Origin of the sequence: Microcoleus sp. FACHB-672, from assembly GCF_014695725.1 — a bacterium.
Taxonomy (GTDB): domain Bacteria; phylum Cyanobacteriota; class Cyanobacteriia; order Cyanobacteriales; family Oscillatoriaceae; genus FACHB-68.
On the sequence record NZ_JACJOU010000001.1, the window covers coordinates 1 to 21,536 of the forward strand.

General features: G+C 47.0%; 15 protein-coding genes. 3 read left to right on the top strand and 12 right to left on the bottom strand.

The window, feature by feature from the left end:
• Positions 1 to 278 precede the first annotated feature (278 nt).
• The 11 genes from drmC to H6F56_RS00055 form a co-directional block, all read right to left on the bottom strand.
• Positions 279 to 1,082 carry a DISARM system phospholipase D-like protein DrmC gene (gene drmC / locus H6F56_RS00005; RefSeq protein WP_190664780.1) on the bottom strand — a complete coding sequence of 268 codons (804 nt, stop codon included), beginning with the start codon at positions 1,080 to 1,082 and terminating at the stop codon, positions 279 to 281.
• Complete coding sequence (drmB, locus tag H6F56_RS00010; RefSeq protein ID WP_190664781.1) at positions 1,082 to 2,944, bottom strand: DUF1998 domain-containing protein; 1,863 nt, start codon at positions 2,942 to 2,944, stop codon at positions 1,082 to 1,084. The genes drmC and drmB overlap by 1 nt, the downstream gene beginning before the upstream one ends.
• On the bottom strand, positions 2,941 to 6,393 hold the full coding sequence (gene drmA, locus H6F56_RS00015; protein WP_190664782.1) for a DISARM system helicase DrmA: 3,453 nt from the start codon (positions 6,391 to 6,393) through the stop codon (positions 2,941 to 2,943). Before drmA ends, drmB begins: the two co-directional genes overlap by 4 nt.
• Before the next feature lie 97 nt (positions 6,394 to 6,490).
• Entirely contained in the window at positions 6,491 to 7,471 is a 981-nt protein-coding gene (locus tag H6F56_RS00020) for a hypothetical protein (RefSeq protein WP_242031818.1), read from the bottom strand.
• 95 nt (positions 7,472 to 7,566) lie between these two features.
• Entirely contained in the window at positions 7,567 to 8,910 is a 1,344-nt protein-coding gene (locus H6F56_RS00025; RefSeq protein ID WP_190664784.1) for a hypothetical protein, read from the bottom strand.
• Between the two features lie 254 nt (positions 8,911 to 9,164).
• Positions 9,165 to 9,686: a hypothetical protein gene (locus H6F56_RS00030; protein WP_190664785.1), complete on the bottom strand. Its 522-nt coding sequence runs from the start codon at positions 9,684 to 9,686 to the stop codon at positions 9,165 to 9,167.
• A 241-nt stretch (positions 9,687 to 9,927) separates the two neighbouring features.
• The gene (locus H6F56_RS00035) at positions 9,928 to 10,263 is read right to left on the bottom strand and encodes a XisI protein (protein ID WP_190664786.1); all 336 of its coding nucleotides are present in this window, start codon (positions 10,261 to 10,263) and stop codon (positions 9,928 to 9,930) included.
• Positions 10,260 to 10,664 carry a XisH family protein gene (locus tag H6F56_RS00040; RefSeq protein WP_190664787.1) on the bottom strand — a complete coding sequence of 135 codons (405 nt, stop codon included), beginning with the start codon at positions 10,662 to 10,664 and terminating at the stop codon, positions 10,260 to 10,262. Before H6F56_RS00040 ends, H6F56_RS00035 begins: the two co-directional genes overlap by 4 nt.
• A gap of 3 nt (positions 10,665 to 10,667) precedes the next feature.
• The gene (locus tag H6F56_RS00045; protein ID WP_190664788.1) at positions 10,668 to 14,630 is read right to left on the bottom strand and encodes an Eco57I restriction-modification methylase domain-containing protein; all 3,963 of its coding nucleotides are present in this window, start codon (positions 14,628 to 14,630) and stop codon (positions 10,668 to 10,670) included.
• Positions 14,631 to 14,718: 88 nt separating this feature from the next.
• Positions 14,719 to 17,958 (bottom strand): DISARM system SNF2-like helicase DrmD, encoded by a 3,240-nt coding sequence (drmD, locus tag H6F56_RS00050; RefSeq protein WP_190664789.1) that lies wholly within the window; start codon positions 17,956 to 17,958, stop codon positions 14,719 to 14,721.
• 533 nt (positions 17,959 to 18,491) lie between these two features.
• Positions 18,492 to 18,722, bottom strand: a complete 231-nt coding sequence (locus H6F56_RS00055; protein ID WP_190664790.1) for a helix-turn-helix domain-containing protein — start codon at positions 18,720 to 18,722, stop codon at positions 18,492 to 18,494.
• A gap of 291 nt (positions 18,723 to 19,013) precedes the next feature.
• Here H6F56_RS00055 and H6F56_RS00060 point away from each other — a divergent pair, with 291 nt between their 5' ends.
• Both H6F56_RS00060 and H6F56_RS00065 read left to right on the top strand, forming a co-directional pair.
• A complete protein-coding gene (locus tag H6F56_RS00060) occupies positions 19,014 to 19,229 on the top strand; it encodes a hypothetical protein (protein WP_190664791.1) in 216 nt (71 codons plus the stop codon).
• Between the two features lie 462 nt (positions 19,230 to 19,691).
• Positions 19,692 to 20,540, top strand: a complete 849-nt coding sequence (locus tag H6F56_RS00065; RefSeq protein ID WP_190664792.1) for an NYN domain-containing protein — start codon at positions 19,692 to 19,694, stop codon at positions 20,538 to 20,540.
• Here H6F56_RS00065 and H6F56_RS26665 read toward each other — a convergent pair.
• Positions 20,519 to 20,647: a hypothetical protein gene (locus H6F56_RS26665; RefSeq protein WP_255513654.1), complete on the bottom strand. Its 129-nt coding sequence runs from the start codon at positions 20,645 to 20,647 to the stop codon at positions 20,519 to 20,521. The genes H6F56_RS00065 and H6F56_RS26665 overlap by 22 nt on opposite strands.
• Before the next feature lie 25 nt (positions 20,648 to 20,672).
• On the opposite strand from H6F56_RS26665, the gene H6F56_RS00070 reads away from it, so the two are divergent.
• Positions 20,673 to 21,080, top strand: a complete 408-nt coding sequence (locus H6F56_RS00070; RefSeq protein WP_190664793.1) for a nuclease A inhibitor family protein — start codon at positions 20,673 to 20,675, stop codon at positions 21,078 to 21,080.
• The last annotated feature ends 456 nt before the right edge of the window (positions 21,081 to 21,536 follow it).

The following is a 21,536-nucleotide window of genomic DNA, read 5'->3' on the forward strand; positions in this document are numbered from 1 at the left end:
GACGTTATCGGAGGTTGAGCTAGAGCTGATGGACAAAAGCTAAGGGGCAATATCTGATGTTTCGCTGCCGGCTTCAAGCTCTTGCAATTCCTGGTTTAGGCCGGCCAAGAGTTAGTGAACATCGCCCTATAGTCGGAAGTGGTCAAATTTTCCTAAGCTTGCCAATCAACAATATGTTGGAGAATATTACCATCTGTGCAAATCTTTTAAAGGGAAACAGGATATTCAATTTACCGCTAGTGATATTGAAGCTTGGGTGTGGGGTTAACCTGATATTTCTACCTAATTCCAGGCACGCGGTGCAAAATATTTTGAGTGACTAAGGTTTCAAATTGTGATCTCATCGCTCTGGCTGCCACGGAGTCCGCTAGCAGTACACCCGCTTCAATGTTACGCGCATGAGCAGCTTGGGTAAAATTAGCCGATGTCACAAGCAAGCATTCATCATCCACTACAACGCACTTGGCGTGCAGGCTAGCTTTTTCTCCCGTACCCATTGCAAGGGAGCGTGGATCGTGAAAGACCTCTGGCAACCGTTGTCCAGGCCAGATTTCCTTTCGGAAGGTGTCAGCAAATTCCCTTAGCAGTGTAGAATCTGGAGCTTCGCTCTTGTAGGGGCGATGTACGTTCAGAAACATCCTGACTTGAAGTTCTAGATTGGCATCCATCCGCTCTGCTAGTATCCCAAACAATTCTCGCGCTTTCTTTCCCTTGTCAATTGCAAAGCTGGAAATGAGGACGCTCGTTTTGGCAGTGCTGAACAGCTCGCGGACGACAACGCGGGTATCGCGACTTTCAGAACCGGCAACTTCCTGACCTGTCCAAACCAGGTCGATGCGATCCCGCACGTCCTGGGACGATTCCCGCTCGGCGGCTAACAAACGCAAAGTGTAAGCGAGGTGGTCAGCGGTTGCTCCCATTGCTTGGAGTCGATTGAATTCCTGAAGAATCTCTCGACATAAGTTTCCTGGCACGTAGCGGGCCAGACTGGATTCGTAAAACGGCGCGTGAAGCCGGCCCGTCTCCAGACCGGCAGCAAGGCTCACAAGGGCAGGACGGTTGAGGCGGAGGAACGAAGACATCACAACATCTCATCGGGGAAGAAGGCTGCACCTAGCCCTTCAACCGTATTAACCACCAACGCCCGGTCAAGGAACTCATTGCGTCGCTCACAGGATGTTTCAGCAATCAACAGGCAGCCATGACAAGCCGACCCGTGAAGAAACCGCTCTTCTTGAAGATTATCGGGCTTGTGTTGAGCGCAGACGGGATCGTTAGAACATAGCCTACCCAGTTCCAAGGCGTTAGCCAGATGGTCTTCAATTCGCTTGCCTACTTGTACCAGTCCCCCCAACGTTCCTTCTGAGCCTGACGTTCCCGTGTATAACAGGATGCCGTAACCCGATTCCCCCGCATAAATACGTTCCCGGATCGAGCTGGCGGCGTAACCGCATTCGAGGGACACCGCTGTAATTAGCAGGTGGGATAGGGAGTGCAGCATGATGTAGGGCAAGCCAGGAAATTTCGCTTTGTCGTCTGGAATCCCCCGTTGCTTGCACCATTGATCGAAGCCGCTAAACAGTTCCCGTCCACGATTCTGGACAAAGTCCTGTTTGCGCCAGTCTTCAATGGCTTGCTTTTTAAAGGCGATAAACACGCCCTCACCCTTATTCTCCACAGCAGGAACCCAAGTCGGTTCGATATCTAGAGCTGCCCTGCGTACTTCCAGAGAAAGTTCACCATCAATATCAGGCATCGCGGCTTCAAAGCGAGTAAACCCGACTTGGGCGATGACTTCCCGGAGGCGATGAACGAGGACAATGCGTTCTATATGGGACTGCCATCTGGCAGCCAAGTTATTCAATTTACGGGCACGGGCATAGAAATCACCTTCAGGGGCATCTTCTCCTACCTCCTCAAGGCTGGATAGTAAAGTTTCAATCTCTACCTGCTTGATGCTCTTGGGTATGTCAGACTGCCCACCTTGGCGGCGTTGGATTTCTCCCCACACCGCTTGGTCGCTGAATCCTTCTAGGGCATTAAAGACTTTCTGCTTCTTGCGTTCTTTCTGGGCATCTCTGAGGTCTTCGGCATACTGAAGGAAGTCTTCATAGACCAAGTTAACAGCCTGCCGTAAGGCTTCATCGGAGTCTGGGAGAGAAATAACGCTCAGGGTTTGTGCAAAGTAGGCATTGCTAGCTGAGCGTACCAGCAAGCGATTGGCTTCTGGCTTGCCTGTAGTTGTCGAAACACAGGAGTTAGCCGCATTGGGATTGGGACCGAGCCACGGGCGTTCTCCCTTGCAAGAACCTAATGCCTTTCTTCCAGGCAAGGTGGCATCGGAGAGTGGACGGCGCTCTTTACATTGTTCGCACCGAACAAAGATGTCGGCAAAGTCATTTCCGGAGCCTCCCTCGTCCAACCAAAGCTGAGCCGGGCAGTTGCTTTGGCACTTGGGGTTGACGAAGAGATACCAATCAATGTCGCTGATGTGCCCGTTAAGACAGGCTTGAACAAAGCGCACGGGAACAACGGGTTTTTTCTTTTTATTGCAGTCGAGATATTTCCCTTTCACTAAGCGACCCCACGGCAGTAGAGCGCGCGTCCGATATTCTTTGCCGGTGGGTGCTGTCCAAGTCTCTTCGCCCTGCGCTACAAACCAAGCTGGGAAGGTAAATGCCGTTATCCCTGTACGCGGCGCAGCAGGGTCTGGTGTGTCTACAGGGGGAGCGTACAGGGCAATACTATTGACCTCCAAAATCTCGCTAACCCTTCCAGCTAGACGGTCTTCATAAATTCGTTTGCGATCGCCTTTCCAGTGGTTCAGTCCTCCAATTAAAACAGAATAATCGGGTAAATCCACCATTGATCCTGGACCGAAGGTGGATAAAATTTGACTCTGCCGAATTTCTCCACAGGGATGTTGCTTTGCCTTTGATTTCATGAGTCTTCTTCCTCTAGCTCAAATCCATCAGGGTTTCGCACCCACAAATTTACGGTTGGCTCAACATCGCGTAGGCTGCGCTGAGCTTTGAACTTTCGTTCTGCTAATGGCTTTCTGTCGAGTTCCGGATCGAGCGGGTCACGTAATAAAGGAGGCGCTTGACCTACTTCCTGCTGGTATTGAAGGCTGCCCTTTTTAGCAGCAATGTGTTCCCAGATATCGAGTAAATCCACAACCCGTCCTCTAAGCTTCTGACGCAATTCCTCTGCTTCCTCAGCATTCAGTTCCTTGTCGTGCATCTCGGCTCGTTGGGCAATGATATCTATTACAAAGTCCAGATTCCGGCGCTGTTGAACAATATCGACGGCCTTCAAAGGCGCTGTCATGTCAGGATTTCCCAGACGAGCTAGGGCAACGGTGACAGCTGCGAGTCCCCGATCCACGGCACGCGGAGAGAAGGGAGTGACGCTGGTGGCTTCCACGGCCCGGTAGAATGTGGTGTGCCATGCTTGGAAACGCTCGTAGTGGGAGCGGTCGCGGGGTCGATGCACGTTTAGCAATGTCACAACCAACCCCGGTCGGTTTTCATCTCGTCCGACACGGCTGGTGGCTTGAATATATTCCGCCGCTGTTTTAGGTTGACCCAGCACGACCATCAATCCCAGACAGGTGATATCAAGACCTACTGAAATCATGTTGGTGGCTAAGGCAACATCAACCCGTTCTTTTTTGTGGAAGGACAGCGCTAACCGGCGTTTGGTCTCTGCCACTTTGTTGGTACTCTCGCGAGAAGTTAGCTCTGAGGGTTCATTCGCAATTTGACGGTCGCAAAATGACCCCGAACTTTCATTTTCTCGGTGACGCAGGCTGTACCGTTCAACGCGGGATTTGACCTCGTCTTCGACAATCCGGCGACTGCCACCGAGTTCGCGCAGGGAGTTGAAGTAGCCCAATAGTGTCATGTAGGGGTCTGCTGGGTTATCGGGGTTCTTTGCCCCATCGGCTGCTTCCCAGTCTTTTTGAGCGGCCCCTAAGAGGGCTAGATAAGTTCGCAGCAGCACTACTTTGAGGCTACGCCCCTGAGCCGCAATCCCAACATAGGTGCGACCGTACTTTTCGGTAATCGGGACTGTCTTCGCAAAAAATGAATCGCGGCGGTCTGGTCCCGGTGGGGGAAACACATCAACCTGGTTACGCCCGAATAACGCCTGAATTTGCTTAGTGGCGCGGCGCACAGTGGCGGTGGAAGCAATAATCTTGGGTCGGATGGTTGTGGTTTCACCTTCTCGGCTGCACAGTGCATCGATTGCCGTTTCGTAAAGCCCCACCATCGTTCCCAGCGGCCCTGAAATGAGGTGCAGCTCATCTTGAATAATCAAATCTGGCGGGGGCAGAGGTTTATCAAGAAGGCGACCGCGACTGGGAGTAGCAGAACCATAGAAACCTTCCGGGTCATAGCGGTTTACGTGTCCAAACAATGCCCCCGTTTCCCCTACCCAGGGCAGGTTAGCGAACTTATCGACAGTGGCGATGATGAAGCAGGGAAGTCGCCGATAAATTGGCTCGTCTACTGCAACAATCGGAAGGGATTGGTTGCCTCTAAACACGCATTGGGGTGTGCCGTCTTGTCGCTTTTTCCGATTGCTACAAATAACTTTAAGATTGTTGGGTTTATCTGCATTGGGCAGCAATTGGAACGAAGTGGTGGTAAACTCGCCACCGCACCACGGGCAGTTTTCTAGAGGAATGGGTGAGGGTTTGTTGCGATTGTTATTTTGATAGGCAATGGTACGGGCACGGGCGGAGTATTGGTTGTTGTCTCCTTTTTGACCCATGACATTAGGCGTGGCAGTCTGTCCAACCCACAGTCCAATCTCAAAGGGCCAGGTTCCTAGTTTTTCCACGTCCTGCTGTCGCTCTAACTCTAAGGCGCAAATCAAGGTGGCAGCTCGACCGAGCTGGTCTAGGGTGAGCAGTCTTAGCGTGTAGCGCATGATGACGCTAACTCCAGCCCCATTTAAGCCTGGATTCCGCAGCCGGCGCAGGATTAAGGTAAAGGCGGCAAGTCCCAGATATGCCTCGGTTTTACCCCCGCCGGTGGGGAAAAAGAGCAAGTCTACTAATTCACGGTCGCTATGTTCGGGATTGGCGAGACCGGCTAGATTCATCAACAGAAAGGCAAGCTGAAAAGGTCGCCATTCTGGAGGCTTGAGTTCACTAGGGTTTTGATCTGTGCCATGTACAGACCGTTGGCGGATGGCAGTGGCGATTGCCCGATTAGCGATGCGAAATGCCTCTAGTACCTCCGGGTCATCTAAGCATTGAAGTCCACCGGCAATGCGTTTCTTGGCAATGCCGGCCCGATCTAAAAGGTCATTGGCAACATCGACTCGATGTTCTGGCTGTTTTGGAGCTTTCGCACCCTGGTCAGCAATCCATTGGGTGTAGGCTGTAATCATTGGACTGACCATGCTGCGGACTGCATCGGCGGTAGAAGCACCGGCTAGTGCTTCCATGCTTAATTCCACTTGGTCTACTTGAGTGGGAACGACTTTTTCTACATCGGCGCTGGGCATCCAGGCAGTGGAGATTTCCCGACAACTGCCATTCGCGTTGGGAATGGCAATCGCGGAGACGTTATGACCCACAGCATATTCGTAATCATCGCGGTGTTGCAGATCAGCAACGCTCTCATCCCAATCCTCACCACTTTGTCCGCGCAAGTCGGGGCGGGGAACGAGAGATTCCGCAGTACGGATGGTCAGTGTTGTTTGAAAAATATAAGCCCTGTCCCGTTCGTTGTCAGGCGCACAATGGCGATTGTTGACTAGGAACACAGAGACGGAACGGGTTCCCACCGGCACTAGGGTAGGACAGAGGATAGGACGGATAGAGATAACCAGTTGTAAGCCATCGCTATTGGGGATGTTTATGTGCCTTGGTGCGCTTTTATGGAGAGGTTTAGGAGATTGGTTCTCTGCCGGCAGGGAAATGCTAACTGGGACTTGTTTAGGTCTTCTTTGCCAGGAACTAGAGAGCAAAGTTTGCAAGCTGGTTTCAGCTTTTTCTGCTTCGTCGTCTTTAGCAATAGGAACGTAATCGCCCCACTGCACGGTGACATCTATCTGGGCGGTTTCCTGGGGAACGAGGAAGCTTAGGCCCATCGAAGAAGGGAAAAAGGCTTTGCGGGCGGAGGCGGTTTCTGGATTGGTTTCGTCGTCGCCGGCACTGGTGTTGCTGTGTTGGTCTAGTTCTTCGTTGCCGGTGTCGTCTGAACGTTTATCGGGTGAGGCTTCATAAGGAACGAGAAAACCGCACAGATACCACTTGGAGGGGGCTTGAGGTAGAATTTCTTCAGCGTGAGCGGTATCGTCGGGAGTGGGTCCGACGAGGTCGAGTTGTAGGGCATCAATGAGATGTTTGCGAACTTCAGCCGGGGTGGTTGGCATAGCCGGAATTAAGATTAAGTACGCTAGAGATAGAATGCCCTTCTGGGTTGGGGTAATTGAGAATGGCTGCGAAAGATGTCTTTCCCGATTAGTTAAGTTATGAGATGGGTTGAGAGTTCAAAGCATCAGTAATCATCTCTTCAATTTCTTCAATAGCAGTCTTGATGCTGTTATCTGGAGAATATAGAATAGACTTCTTGAGTTCATCCAAATAATCCCAGATATTTTGTCGTAGTTCGGGGCGAGAGCTGCTAACCATATTTTGGAAGTCCCAAATATCCCAAGCCAAGAACCCTACTGCCAACAATGGATCTATTAGTTGGGAAGCTGTTTTAGCTATTGTCGATGCACTCGCCTTGACTGCCAATTTTGAGCCGGCCTTTGCGGCAAACTTTGATCCTAATTTGGCGCTAATCGCAACTGTAGTCAGGGCAAATATTTTGGTTGACAATTCGCTATTTATGCTTTCTGGAGAAAGACTATATTGACTGTTTCCCGTGTTATAAATTAACTGGGCAATTCCCTTTAGGTGTCTGTTCCAGTCTTGCTCGGAAACCCGATACTTAGCTTTGACTTCAGAAAACTTATATCCAATGCCTGAAGCATAATTTCTCCCAACTCGCTCTATAATCTTTTTTAAAGAAGTCTCAGCTTCTTCATTAAGTACAAGCTGGTTGAATTTATTGTTAAAATCTTCTATCATTCGTTTTTGAATGATTTGGTCAGCATTTAAGGTTTTCTCGTCTTTGCTTCTCAACACCTTCAAAGCAGAATCTAGCTGAAATGTTAACCAAGCAAACGGAACCCCAAATTCCATAGCTTTTTGGTTGAGATAGCTGAAATACCAGCTAAGAAATTGCTCGTCTACTTTTTTCATTTGATCGGCAACCCAATCATCTAGCTCATCGGTGGCATATTCTTCTATGCTCTCATAAGCCTTTCTCAGTGAAGCTGTCAAGGCTTGATCAACGTCATACCATGTTTCCTGAGATAAAGCTCCTTGGTCAATCATTTTAGAGGAAGTATTTTCCTCACTAATGGCTGTAGCTGTTGCCGCATTAACAGCAGTTGCCGGCATAAAGCCTAGAATAATGCCTATCCAGAGTAACAAGACGAGTGCTACCGTAGAAACAAATTGCTTAGCTATTTTTTTTCTGTAAAACATATTCCTGACTAATCTGATTTATTTGAAGTGATAGATCGAGCCAATCTAATCGATTGGATAATATTTCGATCCACTTCGTCTACTACTGTCATAATTCCGTTTTCAGGATTGTTAAGAAGAGAAGATTTAACTTCGTGTAGGTAAGCCGCTAAGTTAGCTCGTAAGAGTGGCTTTTCAATATTGGCAGTATGGTTGGTGTCCCAAATATCCCAAAGAAGAATTCCAGCGCCTACCGTGCAATCTACAAAAGCGGTTCCTACTTTACCTGCCAAAACTGTACCTGTTTTAGTGGCGAGTTTTGCCCCTACTTTGCCGGCAAGTGTAGCAGCAACCTTGCTGCCAATTTGAGGTAAAAGAGGTGCAATCAAAGGCTTGAAAACAACATAGGCTGCTCCACTACCTAGTTTATTTAAAGAGAGGCTTAGCATTTTGCCTTCAGTATCTTTGACATTGACTGATATATCGCTGAGGTAGCGCTCCCAATCGGCTTGAGGAATCTGTTGCTTTTGGGCAACTTGGCTGAGATTTAGGCTTAATTGATTGAGATGGAACGTAACTGTTCCACTAGCAATTCGCTCAAGCCTGAGTTGAGCAATTTGCGGTCTGAGTACCCGTTTGGCAAACTCAGTCTGGAAGTCTTCCGTGATGATTTCTGCAACTTTTTCTTCTGGAGTTGGACTGTTGGGATTGAGCCACCGGCTCGTGTGTGCTGAGATGCCGGCAAAGAAGCTTTTGTACTCAATTTGCTTTTGATTAAAGTAGCCGAAATACCAATCTAAGAAGCTTTTGTCAACACGCTCCATTAAATCATTCACCCAAGCATCGAGTTCGTGGGAGGCATAGTCGTTAGAGCTTTGACGAGCATCTTGGAGCGCTTTTGCTGTCAATTTTTCGGCTCTCTCCCAATCGAGGATCTTTACCTCAGTAACTACGGCAGGGGGGACGGGATTCACACTATTAGAAGGGTTGCTAACGGGTGCTTGAAAAGCTTTGGCAATGAAGAATTGACCAATAAGAGGAATAATCACCACTAGGACAACGGCTCCCCAAAGCCAAGGACCAAGCCGTTTCATAAACTTAGCTGCGGTTTGGAAAAATTGACCCAAAGCTCCACTCTTAGAGGTTTCCGCCGGCAATTGTGGAACATTGCTTGCCGTTGGTTCTTCCGTTTCCTTGATGTTGGTCGTTTGAATATCGTTTTTCTGCGCTTCCTCTATCTGATTGGTATTTGTAATTGGGGTATCTATTGTCTGCTGGCTATTATCTTTTGCTGGATCGGTGTCTGCAAATTCAGTATCGATTGTGGGTGATGACTGATTTTGAGGGGGTATTGCCTGCGGTTCTTGTGACATAAGGGGTGAGGGGATTATTTATGATGGAGAAAATAAGGAATTTTGGCAATGACAAGCTTAGAAAACTATCGTGTATGGATTCAGCAGTTATTGACTGAATATGCTAAGCGTCGCTCAACTAAATGTGAGGTTGAGCAAAACCATTACCAACTGATTTATATTGGCTAGGAATATAAGCAATGGATCTTTAGTCCAGTTATTCATTGAGTTAGTCGAGTGAGAAGATAGGAGAGATGAGGGTTTAATTAAACTGACTAAATAATGCGATAGACAACGGCCCCATCATGTTCGCGGTTGGAAGAACGCATTAAGTCGTGGCGATCTAAATCCTTGACAATTTCTCGCACCTTTTCTGGCGGCATCCCTGTTTCAATGACTAAATCTGCTAGGGTTACTTCTCCATGTTTTTTTGCAAGCTTTAAGATTTGCACATTGAGATCGGGAAGGGGGGTCTGATTATTAGAAGCCGGCTGCGATACTTTCTGTTCTTTCTGTTGAGTAAGTCTTCTCGCTTTGCCGACAAAAATGGAATTTTCTGCCGCAGATAGCATTGCAAAGAACAAGTATAAATTAAAGGCGACAGAGCCAAAATTATACATAAAATCTTCATTAAAAAACAGAAGACATAGGACAACAAAAGTAATGAAAGCCGTTGCGTACCGGCCTGTATACAAATAACCTAAAAGAGGAAAGAAAAAGGTAAATATGGCTGTAACTAAGATGCTTTTATTGGCGCTGTTTTGCATAGGTTTGAGTTCTTTTTCTGTTTCAGGCATGGGGGTTATCCTCAAAGTTAATCAGTTGGTTATATGAAAATTTATAACTCAATTAACCGGCCTGTGTCCAGTAATGTTACAAATCGAATAACGTGGGTTAATAGTGTGGTTTTTCTTGAGCTGGTTTTTTATCAGTAGTTTTGCTGTAGACAATCTGCTGTTAATGAGTTTTTTTATACATAATCGAGTTATTTGAGTTGAAAATTACATTGAGTACAGCCTCATCTTTCGTATCAACAAATCACTTAATAGCATATCCCGTATGCTCTCGAATATAAGGGGGATGAAAGGCTAGAACGATATGGTCTTTGGGAACGCCACCGGCAACTAATTCATCGGTGATGCCGTCTTCGATGCCGTCGTAATGTATCCAGATTTTGCCATCACGGATTTCGGCGTGGACGAGACAGCCGTGAATGCGTCTTTTACCATCCCATCCTTCATTCATAATTAAAAAATGGTTGCTGTCTTGGCTAACAATTACGATGCTTTTAATATCGCCATGACTGTAAGGAATATTAGCGTGTGCTAACAAGATTTTATTGATTAGTTCGCGGTATTCTTTTATTCTATTCATTGCGTAACAACCTCCTTGATTGGGTCAAAAACAATAATTTTCATGCGTTTATTCTCTAGAACAAGCTGCACAATCTCTTTAGTAAAAAAGTCAAGATAAACTTCTTCGTGGACGGCTAAATAAAGTGTACGGTCTGGTTTATTTCGAGCTAAAATATCTTCATAGAGTATATATTGCCCCAAAGCTGCTTCTAAATCTTTGACAGGAGAAGCACCAATAAAACTTTTGATTTCTACAGCAATTTTACGCCCTTCGCGTTCGGCAACAATCAATTTTTCAGCACCCAAATCAACATAAACTCCGCGACCGCCGATGGTTAATCGCAAAGGGTCTTGAGTAATTGTCCAGCCATCTTTTTCTAAGGCAGTTCTTACGGTGTCGTGGTAAATATCTTTTGCCATGAGTTAAAGTTCCAAGCCGGGAATGGTAGGGGTTGAAGATGGGGAACTCTTTTTTGATTTTGCCTTAGTTTTTTTGGCTTTACTTTTCGTTTCTGCGTGTTTCCCACCGAGAATTTCCTCTTCATAGCGTTTCTGGTTGAGGTCAAGCAAACGCGCTAGAACTTCATCGTGGACTTCTTCCGGCCAGCGGTAGCGCCAAGGCTTTTTCTTCTGCCGTTTGCTGCTATCTTCTTCTTCATCTTCCTCTTCGTAATCAAGTAGAAATTCGCAGCCGGTGGGGATATCTGTCCAGCCGTAGGCATCGAGAACCGCACGATCCATTTCGGCGTGAAGTTCACGCAGTTTCAGGATGTCGAGGTCACGTTCTTCAGGGTTGTGGAAGCGGTTGTAGGTGGTGGTAAGTCCCTGGTTATTGCCTACCATTAAGTCGGCGCGATATTCATAGTAGGTTTTACCAATTTCTTCTAGGGTGGGGTTGGTTTCCCAGTTTAAGGGGAAGGGGAAGGTTTCAAAGCAGTCTGTGGGGGTGTAGCGAAGGTCATCTTTCATAGATGAACCGAAAAATCTTGCCCAAGTTTCATGGATACGAGATTGCAATGAACAAAATGCTGAGTAAGTTTCAAAGGCAAAAACATCAAGAGTATTAGCAAAAACCATTTGAGAAGGCTGAAAACTGAATGATATGTGTTTTGATGCACCACAGTTTGTAACCAACACACGATTACAGTTGATGATCGCTTTATTTCCTTCTTGATTACGCCGTCCAAAAAGCCACCATTGGCGGCTATAGCTTCCTGGCTTATTTTTTCGCTCAGGATAAACTTTTTCTTGAATTATCGTATATAAGTCTGGATATTTTTTAGCCTCAGCTTCGCTCATTTCGCCAAAATTAATCACATAGCGATCATGGGCGTGAGTTGGGCTAGAATTAACCTCCTCACCGCCAATATAAGGAAAAATTCGCTCGGCATTTTTAGGATTTTGTTCAATCAGACGGTGCATTTCTGCAATCGGTGTCGCATCGGGGTTAGTATCGTCAAATGTAAAACCCATGCCCAGCACAATGCTACCTTGAAAACTTTTATCAGCATTTGCCAGTAAAGGTTTTGGATTTTCATTACCCCCTGCATGAAACAGAAATGCAGAAATGAGCGAAACTTCTTTGTTGTCCAAGAATTTGATTTCTTTATAGCTTTCTTTAATAAAATGAACAATGCTCACTACAACCGCAGCTAAACCAATCCATTTAAACCGTTTTGTTGCCTTGTAAATGGTGCCACCATTTTGACAGATATATCTCAATCCAGTGGTGCGCGTGTCACCTTGAGCAATGGTATTTGTCGCAATTAAACCCAAACAACCACCTTTTCGCAGAATTGCGAAAGCACGTCTGAAAAAGTGCGCGACTATGTCAGCATTTCCATTTGATTCGAGATTAACCTCTAGCAACCAAGCAAGATAACTATTACCAAAATTTGTTGAAATCTTTTTTCCCCCTAAAAACGGAGGATTTCCGATAATTGCATCAAACCCAGGATTTTTCCGCTCAAATACCTCTGGAAACTCAATGTCCCAATTAAACGGCTGAATTGGTTTTTCTAACTGCTGCAAACTTTGAGCAATCCTCTCTACCTGCTCTGTATTAACCACGCCTGAACGCCAATCATTTACCTTCTGAGAAAATTCGATTCTTTTTTCTTTTCGTTCCTTATCTTTCTCCGCAGCAAAGAAAGCAGCAATCGCCATATTTCCCGTTAACCTCGCTGACTGCAATTCCGCTTCTGCTTTTTGGAAACGTTGCCATTTTTCCGCATCTTGATCATCAGCTAACTGACCAATCTCATCTCGATAAATCCTCGCTTTCTCTACCTGATCTTTTAGCAAGGACAGCAAAGGCTGATTATAAATATCCGTTGCCTTAACAAATTCTCCAATTTCCGCACGAGTTAACCCGACCAAGGAATCCCCGCATTTGAGGGCATGATCTAAAAAAGTAAAGGAATGCTCTTTCGCCAACGTTACTAACCACAGGGATAGTTTCGCCAAATTGGTTGCAAACGGGTTTTTATCCACCCCATACAAACACCGTTGCGCCACTAACCGCCGCGCATACAGTAAAGGATATTCATCGGGGGGAATTTCCGGCAAAGAATTATGTTGATTCCAAGTCTCTACTAACTTTTCTGCCAACTGCCGGCAAGTTTCTACTAAAAACGCCCCAGAACCCATCGCCAAATCACAGATTTTTAACGCTAAAATTTGCTCCGGCGTGGGATTTTCTCCCAATGCTGCGAAGACTGGTCTCAGGGTTTCTCTAACAATCGGTTCCGTCATCGCACGCGGGGTATAGTGGGAACCACTGCGCCGCCGTTCTTCCCCTGGCTGCAAATAAAGAGAACCTGCCGGCATTAAAGTGGGAGTTTGCCCCGATACTTTCTTGCCTAATGCTGCGACTACATCATCAACAGTTTTTGCTTCTTTTAAATCTTTGAGGGAATTGCCAGAAATTTCGCACCCCGCCACTTCTTTTAAATATTTAGCGCGGTCATTTGCCTTCGTTTTAAGAATTTCTTCAATGCTAACCACAACCGTAACCGAAACTTTTGAAGTTTTGGGTTTACTCCACACGCCGATAGACGGATTCTGTGCTTGTTCCACTTCGTAACCCATCACCGCTTCATAAACCGAACCGATTTGTTCAACATCAAGAGAACGGTAAGAAAGTCTGTCTCCGTCTAATATCAGCAATCCTTGCAAAACTCGGTAAATAATGCCATCCGACACGCGAGGCGGTTCAATGCGATCAAAGTCTTGATAGTTTGTGTTCCGAGGACGACTTTCTAGAAACGGGTACTCGTTCGGGTCAAATAATTGCCCATGACGTGCCGGTAAATAGAGATCATCATGACCGCCGCCATCATAAACTAAGCGAAATAAACTCAACAACCACGCCCAAGCGCCATAGCGCTGATCCATCGTGTCGGGATAATTCCCTGCATCTTCCCGCAAGCGTTGATAAAGTCCTGTGACTGAATAATTGCGGGTATATATGCCACTTTGGGACATTAACCCTTCGTCTTCGGCGTACAGCAGGAACACCAATCGCAGCAGGGTGGTAATCAGTCCCCCGTAGATATGTTGGGGATCTTCCTTGGCAATCTCACCTAATAGCCGGTTTCCACTCGCCTCATTTGCCGTCTGGAACCCGCGCAGCAATTCCCAAAGCGCATCGAGCACCTGTTCAGATAACTTAGTAGAAACCTCTGCTTGATATTTGCGGCTTTCGCGTAATAAGGCTGAGAGTGTGCGATCACTCGGCATATTAAAGATACGATCAGCCGAGAGCAGCATAAGCATGGCACCCAAAATGAGCCGGCCTGATACCTCACAGATCGCCTGGATGGGAAACGTTAAGTGTCCCGACGATTCGCCCCGTGGCGCATAAACTAAGCGCAAATCTGTGCCGTTGTTAAGTAATCCGATAGGAATTTCTTTCTCCCGCAGCAGCCGTTCAAATTTGGCTTGTGGAGTGGCGTGCCAACGGGTTGCCGATTGAGTGACTGCCGGTTCAACTTCATCGAAGTCGCTGCCGGGAGGAATTACCTGCACCAACATTAACCAGCCATCCCCTGCGGGGTCAGAGACGGCATAGGTGGGGGTCAAAACTTCCCCATACTCTGGCAATACCACCTCTAATTCCATCAGCCGTTTGGCATCCGACTCTAGATCATCTCGTTCCCATTCCAGAACCTCAACCGCAAACGCTGAGAAATCAGAAATCCAAGACCGGCCATTGGTTTGGCTATCTCCTTCACAAATAATCTCTTGGAGGGCTTGTTGCCGGTCGATGACATTGCGGTTCACCACCGCCTGCGCTTTAACTAATGCCGGTGGAGATACGACTAGACCAACAGGTTGAAGGAAGCCCAACCATTCTTTATGTCTGAAGATTTCTTGGTCAACCATTTGATATCAGAGTTTAGGATGATAGCGGTTATATTTTGGATGCAATACAGGTGTTTGATAAGGGCAAGGGTATTACCCTTATCCCTAACTAACCAGACACTGGATACAGGTACATTAATCCCACCGGCTCAACTCTCACTGCTTTAACTTGATACGTTGCTTCAATGCGTGCCGGTTCTTGCACCAACTCATTCGCTAATGCCTCCAGACGTTTCTGCCAATAGCGCTTATCGGCAGATAACTGACGCTGTTCTTCTTCGGGGAATAAAGACAACTGAACGGCTTTTGTTTCCTCTTTTGTTTCCTGTTGACGTTGAAGAATGCGGTCGCGCTGCGTCTCTAGAATTTTTCTCATCTCAACCGCTTCCTTTTCGCCGCGTGCGGTTAGTTTCTTTTTGGCCCGTTCTGCGAGAACTTCAGCACGGCGATCAAGATGGGGTATTAGTTCCTCAATATCCTGAAACGCAGCTTGCTTAAGTCGATTTCTAATCGGCTCTGAAACCTCTTGCAAGCGGGGGGAAGCTAAAGAATTTTCTAGCAATTCCAAAACGTTTTCTTTTTCCCCTTCTCCCAAAGGTCGCAGTTTTTTCCGCCCTCGGTTTATCGGATCTATCCACTCGGCGGCGACGGCAATCACTTCATCATGTAACCGCGAAGCTTTCTCTCCATACAGAGACAAGCGACCTAAAGCGATAACTTTAGGAATGGGATCATCGCTTAGGCATACGCAAGCACGGGTTAATTCGTCGTGCAAAAACCCCTGCGCGAGAAAGCGTCCCAAGAGGCGCTGCACAACCCGGTGTTCTAAATGCAGGTGTACCGCATCGCTATCGAGAGTACCGGGGTCACGAAAAATAACCGGACGAATGGGAGCTTCCCTCCGCCATTCCCAAGGCTTTTGGCCCCTTTGTTTGGGTTTTCTCAGGGTATCAAGGGTAGCTGTCCAAGTCGGGTCTGCTCCTAAGCGCTGGTCAAGTGCTGGAATCTCCCACTGGGCGGTCGTGGGGTCTTTAGCGGCTTGATTGGCATCAATTGGCTTAAGCTGATTGGCTCCCAGGATTTCTAGCGAAGCCGATACCGCATCCCGAAAGTGCCGGTCATCAAGTCCTAACCAATCCCGCGAAGATTTCAGCATCTCTTGAAGCTGTTCGTTCTGCTGGACGAGTTCCTGTTTGCCTAGTCGCGCATCTTCCAATTCTTCATTGATAACTTGAGCTTTGGATGTGGCTTGCTCATCGAGTTGATCAACTTGTTTAATAGATGCCGTCACTCCCTCGATTTCATTGTGACGGATGCCTTTATCGAGCAACTTTGATAGGTTTTTCTGCACCACAGGTGAAAGACTGCCCAATTCTTTTTGAATGGTTGCTGTTTTTTTGACCAACACATCTAGTACGCGGTCTTCGGCCCGTTGCGGGAAAATAAAGTAATGGCAGCGAACGACAGGGGATCGCTGAAGCTTGCGATCAATGCGCCCGTTGCGCTGTTCCATCCGGCTAGGATTCCACGGCACATCAAAATGAAATAAATCAGCACAGTGGTTTTGCAAATTCACCCCTTCCCTGGCTGCATCCGTCGCAATCAGAATGCGAAGGGGATGCCGAGTGGGGTTAGCGTTAAAGGCTTGCTTGATTTCCTCGCGCCGGTCTTCGCCGATGCCGCCGTGGAAGACATCGATGCGTTCGTTTGCTCTATGAGAGCCGGTGATGGCAGACTGAAGTTGCTGCTGCAGGTATCGCTTGGTATCGGTGTATTCGGTAAAAATCAGAACCCGCCGTTCTGTCCACACCGCATTGGGTTGACCGAGGTTAGGACAGAGATTCTCCTGAATCCATTCGATGAGCCTTTCCACGCGGGGGTCTCTCTGGTAACGAACCGCATTAGCCACTTCGGTCATTTCTTGCAGAATTTCCAATTCGCGCTCTGTAAGACCCGTGGTAGTGGCATAGCCGCTGGCTGCTTCCATTTGAGCGTCTTCTTCTGCCTGTACATCGTCTTCGGATAGTTCTGCGCGATCGTCGTCCGAACCTGGTGACTCTGAAAGTAAGGGCAAATTCTCAAGACGAATTTTAGAAGACTTCGTCGCTTGCCGGTCTAAAGCCGTGCGATGAACTTTTAAGGTTCGAGCAAATGCCTCAATAGAAGAAAGCAGACGCTTCTGCAGTGAAGTGATAACCAGCATTGCTGCCGCCTGTTTTGACCGAGGTTCGTCCCTCAGACGCTCTTCACGCAAAGCCCGGTACTCTTGCAGGAGCTGCGACAGCTTGAGTTCTGGTGCATCGTCAGGCAGATTGTCAATGACGATAGGAATCACTCGACGTTCAGGGAAATCATCACCAATTTCCCGTAGATCCCGCTTTAAGCGGCGCACCATGACGGTATCGAGAAGTTTGCGATCCCGAACCGGCACGCCTCGGCAAAAGCGCTGAGGGTCGAGGATTTCTAGTAAAGCGGCGAAGCTGTTGGAGTGACCGTTGTGGGGCGTGGCCGAGAGAAATAGCTTGTGTTCAAAGCGAGGTGCTATCTCTCGGACAGTTTTTGTCAGCTGTGAATCAATGGCATACTTGGCACCACTTGCCGGTGCCGCGTTGTGAGCCTCGTCGAGGATTAGCATAGACCCGGCGGAAAAGTCCCCAAGCCAATCTCGTAAGGGTGCCGCATAAGTCTCATCCCGCAACAAGGCATGAGAAATAATAAAACGAGTGTGAGTCGTCCACGGATTAATCCCATAACCACGTTCTTGCCGGCGGGCAGCGACAAATTCGCGATCAAAAATCATGAAGGTGAGTCCGAAGCGGCTTTCCATCTCTTCTTGCCACTGTCTCACCACCGAAGGGGGACAGGAAATTACTACCCGCCGCACTTTTTGGCGCATCAGCATTTCCCGCAGGATCAGCCCCGCCTCAATCGTCTTGCCCAAACCAACGTCGTCGGCGATAAACAACCCCACTCTAGGCATGAGCAGTGCCTTGCGAAGCGGCTCAAGCTGATAGGCTTTTACCTCAATGCCGGCCCGGTAGGGAGCCTGGAATAGCTTTGGCTCAGTTGAAGTGACGCAGTTCCAGCGTAGGGTATGCAGGTAAGCTGAGAATAAGCGCGGATTGTCAAAACCCCGATTTGCAATCGCCTGCCACGATGTCGCACCCACAATTTCTGCGTCTAGCTCCCTTTCCCAAAGAACTTCTAAGGCTTCTCCTAAAGCATCGTCATCCAAACAGGATAGGCGCACCAAAGTATCTTGATTAGAAGAGGGTTTTGGCATTACTTCTTCTATCAGGTACTGGCGGGAGCGCACGCGCACAATTTGTCCGGCTTCAAGCGTTGTCATTGCGATTTGCCAACTTTATTTTCTCGACTCCTACACCCGCTGCCATTCTTAAAACGTGACTCTTGAGGATAGTTTCACGTTGCCAATTTGTATTATTTTTGATTGACTTAGCATTTTTTACTCACTCTACTAAGTTGCTTTAAAAGTTATCTGATGGCGATCTTTCGAGCAATCCACTGAAATAGACTTCCGATAACAAATCCAATTCTCAAACTCTAAAATTACAGTGATTTTTTTACCAAGTCCTGGCCTCAAGTTCCATTTTGCTCTAGGGCTTCTCTGGCCGACTGAGCTGGTTTGGGGCATTAGGAAAGTCTTCTATGTTGAGTTTTTAAGGTGTAGCAATATAACCAATTTTTTAAATAAAGATGCCATATTAGGGGAGATACCTAAAGTTGTAAATTATCTAGTTGCAATTACCGTTATGGCATAGCTTTCTTTTACTTTAATTCCCTCATGTTTTCTAGTAAAATTTTGCGTTTTTACAAGCGTGTTTCTAAAGCTTTAGATGTAATAAACTTATTTGGTCGCTGTTATTTCCCCAAGTGTTTTAATAACTCTTGCCCTCCCTCTCCCAACTGATGCGCTTGCTGCTCAATTATCTGCATTGCCAAAGGTGAGGGGGTAGAGTGACCGTTTTCCCACCGATTCAACGTTGAAAAAGATACGCCCAGCTTTGCCGCAAATTGTTCCTGAGTCAGCCCTGCATTAATTCGCAACTGGCGCATCAGATTACCGAGTTCTGGCTGCTTTACTGAGAGCATGGAGGATGAGATTACCTAATAATGTGTAAGCTAACATAGCAATTGCTATAGCATCCGAAATGTTTTTTATCTTCACAATTGGATGGTAAGTACACTACCACCCCGGCAATATATCAAAATTTCATAGTGCCAAGTGATCTCGATCGCATTTGAGCGCAACCGGCCATCACCTTAATCAGGAACAGAGATCGCAAGAAAAGCCGGGAATGATCATCATTGCGAAGCTTTGAGAATCACCTTGCACAATGGGAAAACCGGCGATTATAAAGGTGTCGAGTTCAAACCAACTCCATGCCTCAAGTCAACCTCCTCCCCGGCGCAATCTCTGAAATCCTCGCAACTGTTACCGACACTCACAACATTACGAAGGCTGACCGCTATGGATTGCTGGCTGCGCTGCTGGATGAATCAATTCCTTCTGAAGATTTGAGCGCCATTGACCGGCTGCTATACTCTCTACGTCGAGGTCGGATTCAAATGACTAATGAACTGTCTGTTGTGATGTAAGCCGGCACTAAAGGTGGAGAACTTGCAGAACTCGACAATCAAGCAAGCCTCTGCTAACGTGTGAAAACTTCACAACTTTACTGCCAGCAATTCACCCCACTGCCGGTTTTATCTTTGAGCTAATTGATTGTAAATCCCGAATTTTCAAACACCAGCAGCAAGCCAGGGAAAAGGGCACACCACAGCAAGGGATGTTGTTAGACCTCTGCGATTTTCTCCGATCATGGCTCTAAATGACTGTCCCAATCAATCCTTCAGTACGCTCTCACCACTGAATCCGCGCACAGTCGCTTGGTTTTAGATAACCATTTTTATGTCACTGCATTCTCCTAGCTGATAAGACGAATTAGCTGAAAATATAAGCAGCCATGTTCTTGAGTTACAAATGTAGTATAAAAATACAATATGTGACATACTGGTAGGAATACAACATTTACCCTACAACTCAAGGAGGACGCAAAAATGCCTATGCACATGATCTCCGCTCAACAGCAAGAGGTTATCTATCTTTTCATTGATGGAGGTTACTTTAAAAAAACTTGCATAGAAAAGGTTCAGAAGTGGGTAGAGAATGAGCCATTAACTACTTTTTCTCCTATCGACTTGATCGACTTTACTGCTGTGAAAAACTCATTTCAAGCCAAAAAAGTGTTTTACTACGATTGCTTAGATGAAGTTCCCAGCTCCAGTAAAGATGACACTCACGACAATGATCGGATAGCCAAGCAGAAGCATTCCTTCAATCAAATCAATAGTCTGGAAGGATTTCACGTTAGATTGGGATCTTTATCGAGTAGTGGGAAGCGGAAGCGACAGAAAGAAGTTGACGTGCTTTTGACTGTTGACATGATGAAGCACGCCCATAGAGGAAACATGGCACGAGCAATTTTGCTATCTGGGGATCGGGATTTCAAACCACTTGTCAACGCTCTTGTTGAAATGGGAAGTTACGTGGGTGTAGCGTCGGAAGTGAGTTCGACTGCTAATGAGCTAATTTGGGCTGCTGACTTTCAGCGAAAACTTACCTTTTCCGACTATTACAGCTGGCTAACACAATCGCTCCAGTCAAAGTACCCTCTCCCGCAAGCCACAGCAAACGATGTACGTCCTTCTGAAGCTAACTTAATCAAAACCGGACAAGTTGAAGGTCACTTAGTCGAGTTATTTCAGATAGGCAATGAGTTTTGTTTATACCTGGATAAGTACCTGGACAATCTATCTTTAAAACTGACCTTTACTGACTCTGATAAGTTAGAGCTGTACTTTTTCCTTCAGTGCGGTCACAGAATTCAATGGACGACACCGGCATAATTTTTACCTGTGGTGTAACAGAGGAGAAAAGCCATCGGCAACGGGATTGAGAAATTCGGGTAGAGTGCCGGTTCTGGCAGTGAGGTGAAAGCTGCGTTCTCTACCATAGATAACAACCTCTCTGCCAAACCTATGACCCATATCAACACTGCCCTAACTGAGAAACTTGCAGAATTAACCGATGGCGTGTTCTGGATGAGCGAATCTGATTACCCTTGGCAAGTGTTTGCTTGGGAGACACCGGGGCCAATCAGTCACGACCAATTGCTGCAACTCACCCATCACCCTGTAGCTACTTCTGTTGCAGAAGTTGACCTAGATAAATTCTTCACACCGGCGCTCAAAGAACAAGACTTGCATGGAGAGGAGGAAAAGGCGACTGTCAAGAAATATCGGCAGTTGGTGGATTATCTCAACTACAACTTGAGTGACATCAAGGTTTATCGAGTTGGTCAATCTCCAGAAATTCGCATCTATATTATTGGCACCACCAGAGACGACAATTTAGCAGGGATTGCCACCCAAGCAATTGAGACTTAAGGACTAAGACTGTAACGTCCTCGGACTCATTGGCGGCGAGGACATTGGCGACGGGTGGCGCTGGGGAAGGTCGGCAGCAGCGAAAGTGGTGGTGGATTCAGCCGGTATTGGTGAATGCGTGATTTCTTCCCTGCCGGTGTTGGGGCTGGAAACTGAAAGCCTTTACAGTTTGGGATGATGCAATCACTCTCAGATCCATGTCCGAACTTTCTCAATGGAACACCTGCTGTTGCTGAAGGGACTGACGTTTTTTCACGGGTGGCCCCAAGTGAGCGCTAAATTATGGTTAATTAACCCGACATAATATTAAACACTTTCTTAACTTGAATGGATGAAAACTGCTATGCGAACTCTTCAACTCCCCTCTGGACAACTGATTCCGGTTCTTGGCATGGGCACCTGGCAAATGGGAGAGAATACTAGGAATCGCCAGAACGAAATTGATGCCCTACGTCA

What these genes read in the sequence shown, in the direction of transcription:
- drmC (WP_190664780.1), bottom strand. Translation starts at nt 1,082, where the DNA reads ATGTCTTCGTTCCTCCGCCTCAACCGTCCTGCCCTTGTGAGCCTTGCT.
- drmB (WP_190664781.1), bottom strand. Translation starts at nt 2,944, where the DNA reads ATGAAATCAAAGGCAAAGCAACATCCCTGTGGAGAAATTCGGCAGAGT.
- drmA (WP_190664782.1), bottom strand. Translation starts at nt 6,393, where the DNA reads ATGCCAACCACCCCGGCTGAAGTTCGCAAACATCTCATTGATGCCCTA.
- H6F56_RS00020 (WP_242031818.1), bottom strand. Translation starts at nt 7,471, where the DNA reads ATGCCGGCAACTGCTGTTAATGCGGCAACAGCTACAGCCATTAGTGAG.
- H6F56_RS00025 (WP_190664784.1), bottom strand. Translation starts at nt 8,910, where the DNA reads ATGTCACAAGAACCGCAGGCAATACCCCCTCAAAATCAGTCATCACCC.
- H6F56_RS00030 (WP_190664785.1), bottom strand. Translation starts at nt 9,686, where the DNA reads ATGCCTGAAACAGAAAAAGAACTCAAACCTATGCAAAACAGCGCCAAT.
- H6F56_RS00035 (WP_190664786.1), bottom strand. Translation starts at nt 10,263, where the DNA reads ATGAATAGAATAAAAGAATACCGCGAACTAATCAATAAAATCTTGTTA.
- H6F56_RS00040 (WP_190664787.1), bottom strand. Translation starts at nt 10,664, where the DNA reads ATGGCAAAAGATATTTACCACGACACCGTAAGAACTGCCTTAGAAAAA.
- H6F56_RS00045 (WP_190664788.1), bottom strand. Translation starts at nt 14,630, where the DNA reads ATGGTTGACCAAGAAATCTTCAGACATAAAGAATGGTTGGGCTTCCTT.
- drmD (WP_190664789.1), bottom strand. Translation starts at nt 17,958, where the DNA reads ATGACAACGCTTGAAGCCGGACAAATTGTGCGCGTGCGCTCCCGCCAG.
- H6F56_RS00055 (WP_190664790.1), bottom strand. Translation starts at nt 18,722, where the DNA reads ATGCTCTCAGTAAAGCAGCCAGAACTCGGTAATCTGATGCGCCAGTTG.
- H6F56_RS00060 (WP_190664791.1), top strand. Translation starts at nt 19,014, where the DNA reads ATGCCTCAAGTCAACCTCCTCCCCGGCGCAATCTCTGAAATCCTCGCA.
- H6F56_RS00065 (WP_190664792.1), top strand. Translation starts at nt 19,692, where the DNA reads ATGCCTATGCACATGATCTCCGCTCAACAGCAAGAGGTTATCTATCTT.
- H6F56_RS26665 (WP_255513654.1), bottom strand. Translation starts at nt 20,647, where the DNA reads ATGGTAGAGAACGCAGCTTTCACCTCACTGCCAGAACCGGCACTCTAC.
- H6F56_RS00070 (WP_190664793.1), top strand. Translation starts at nt 20,673, where the DNA reads ATGACCCATATCAACACTGCCCTAACTGAGAAACTTGCAGAATTAACC.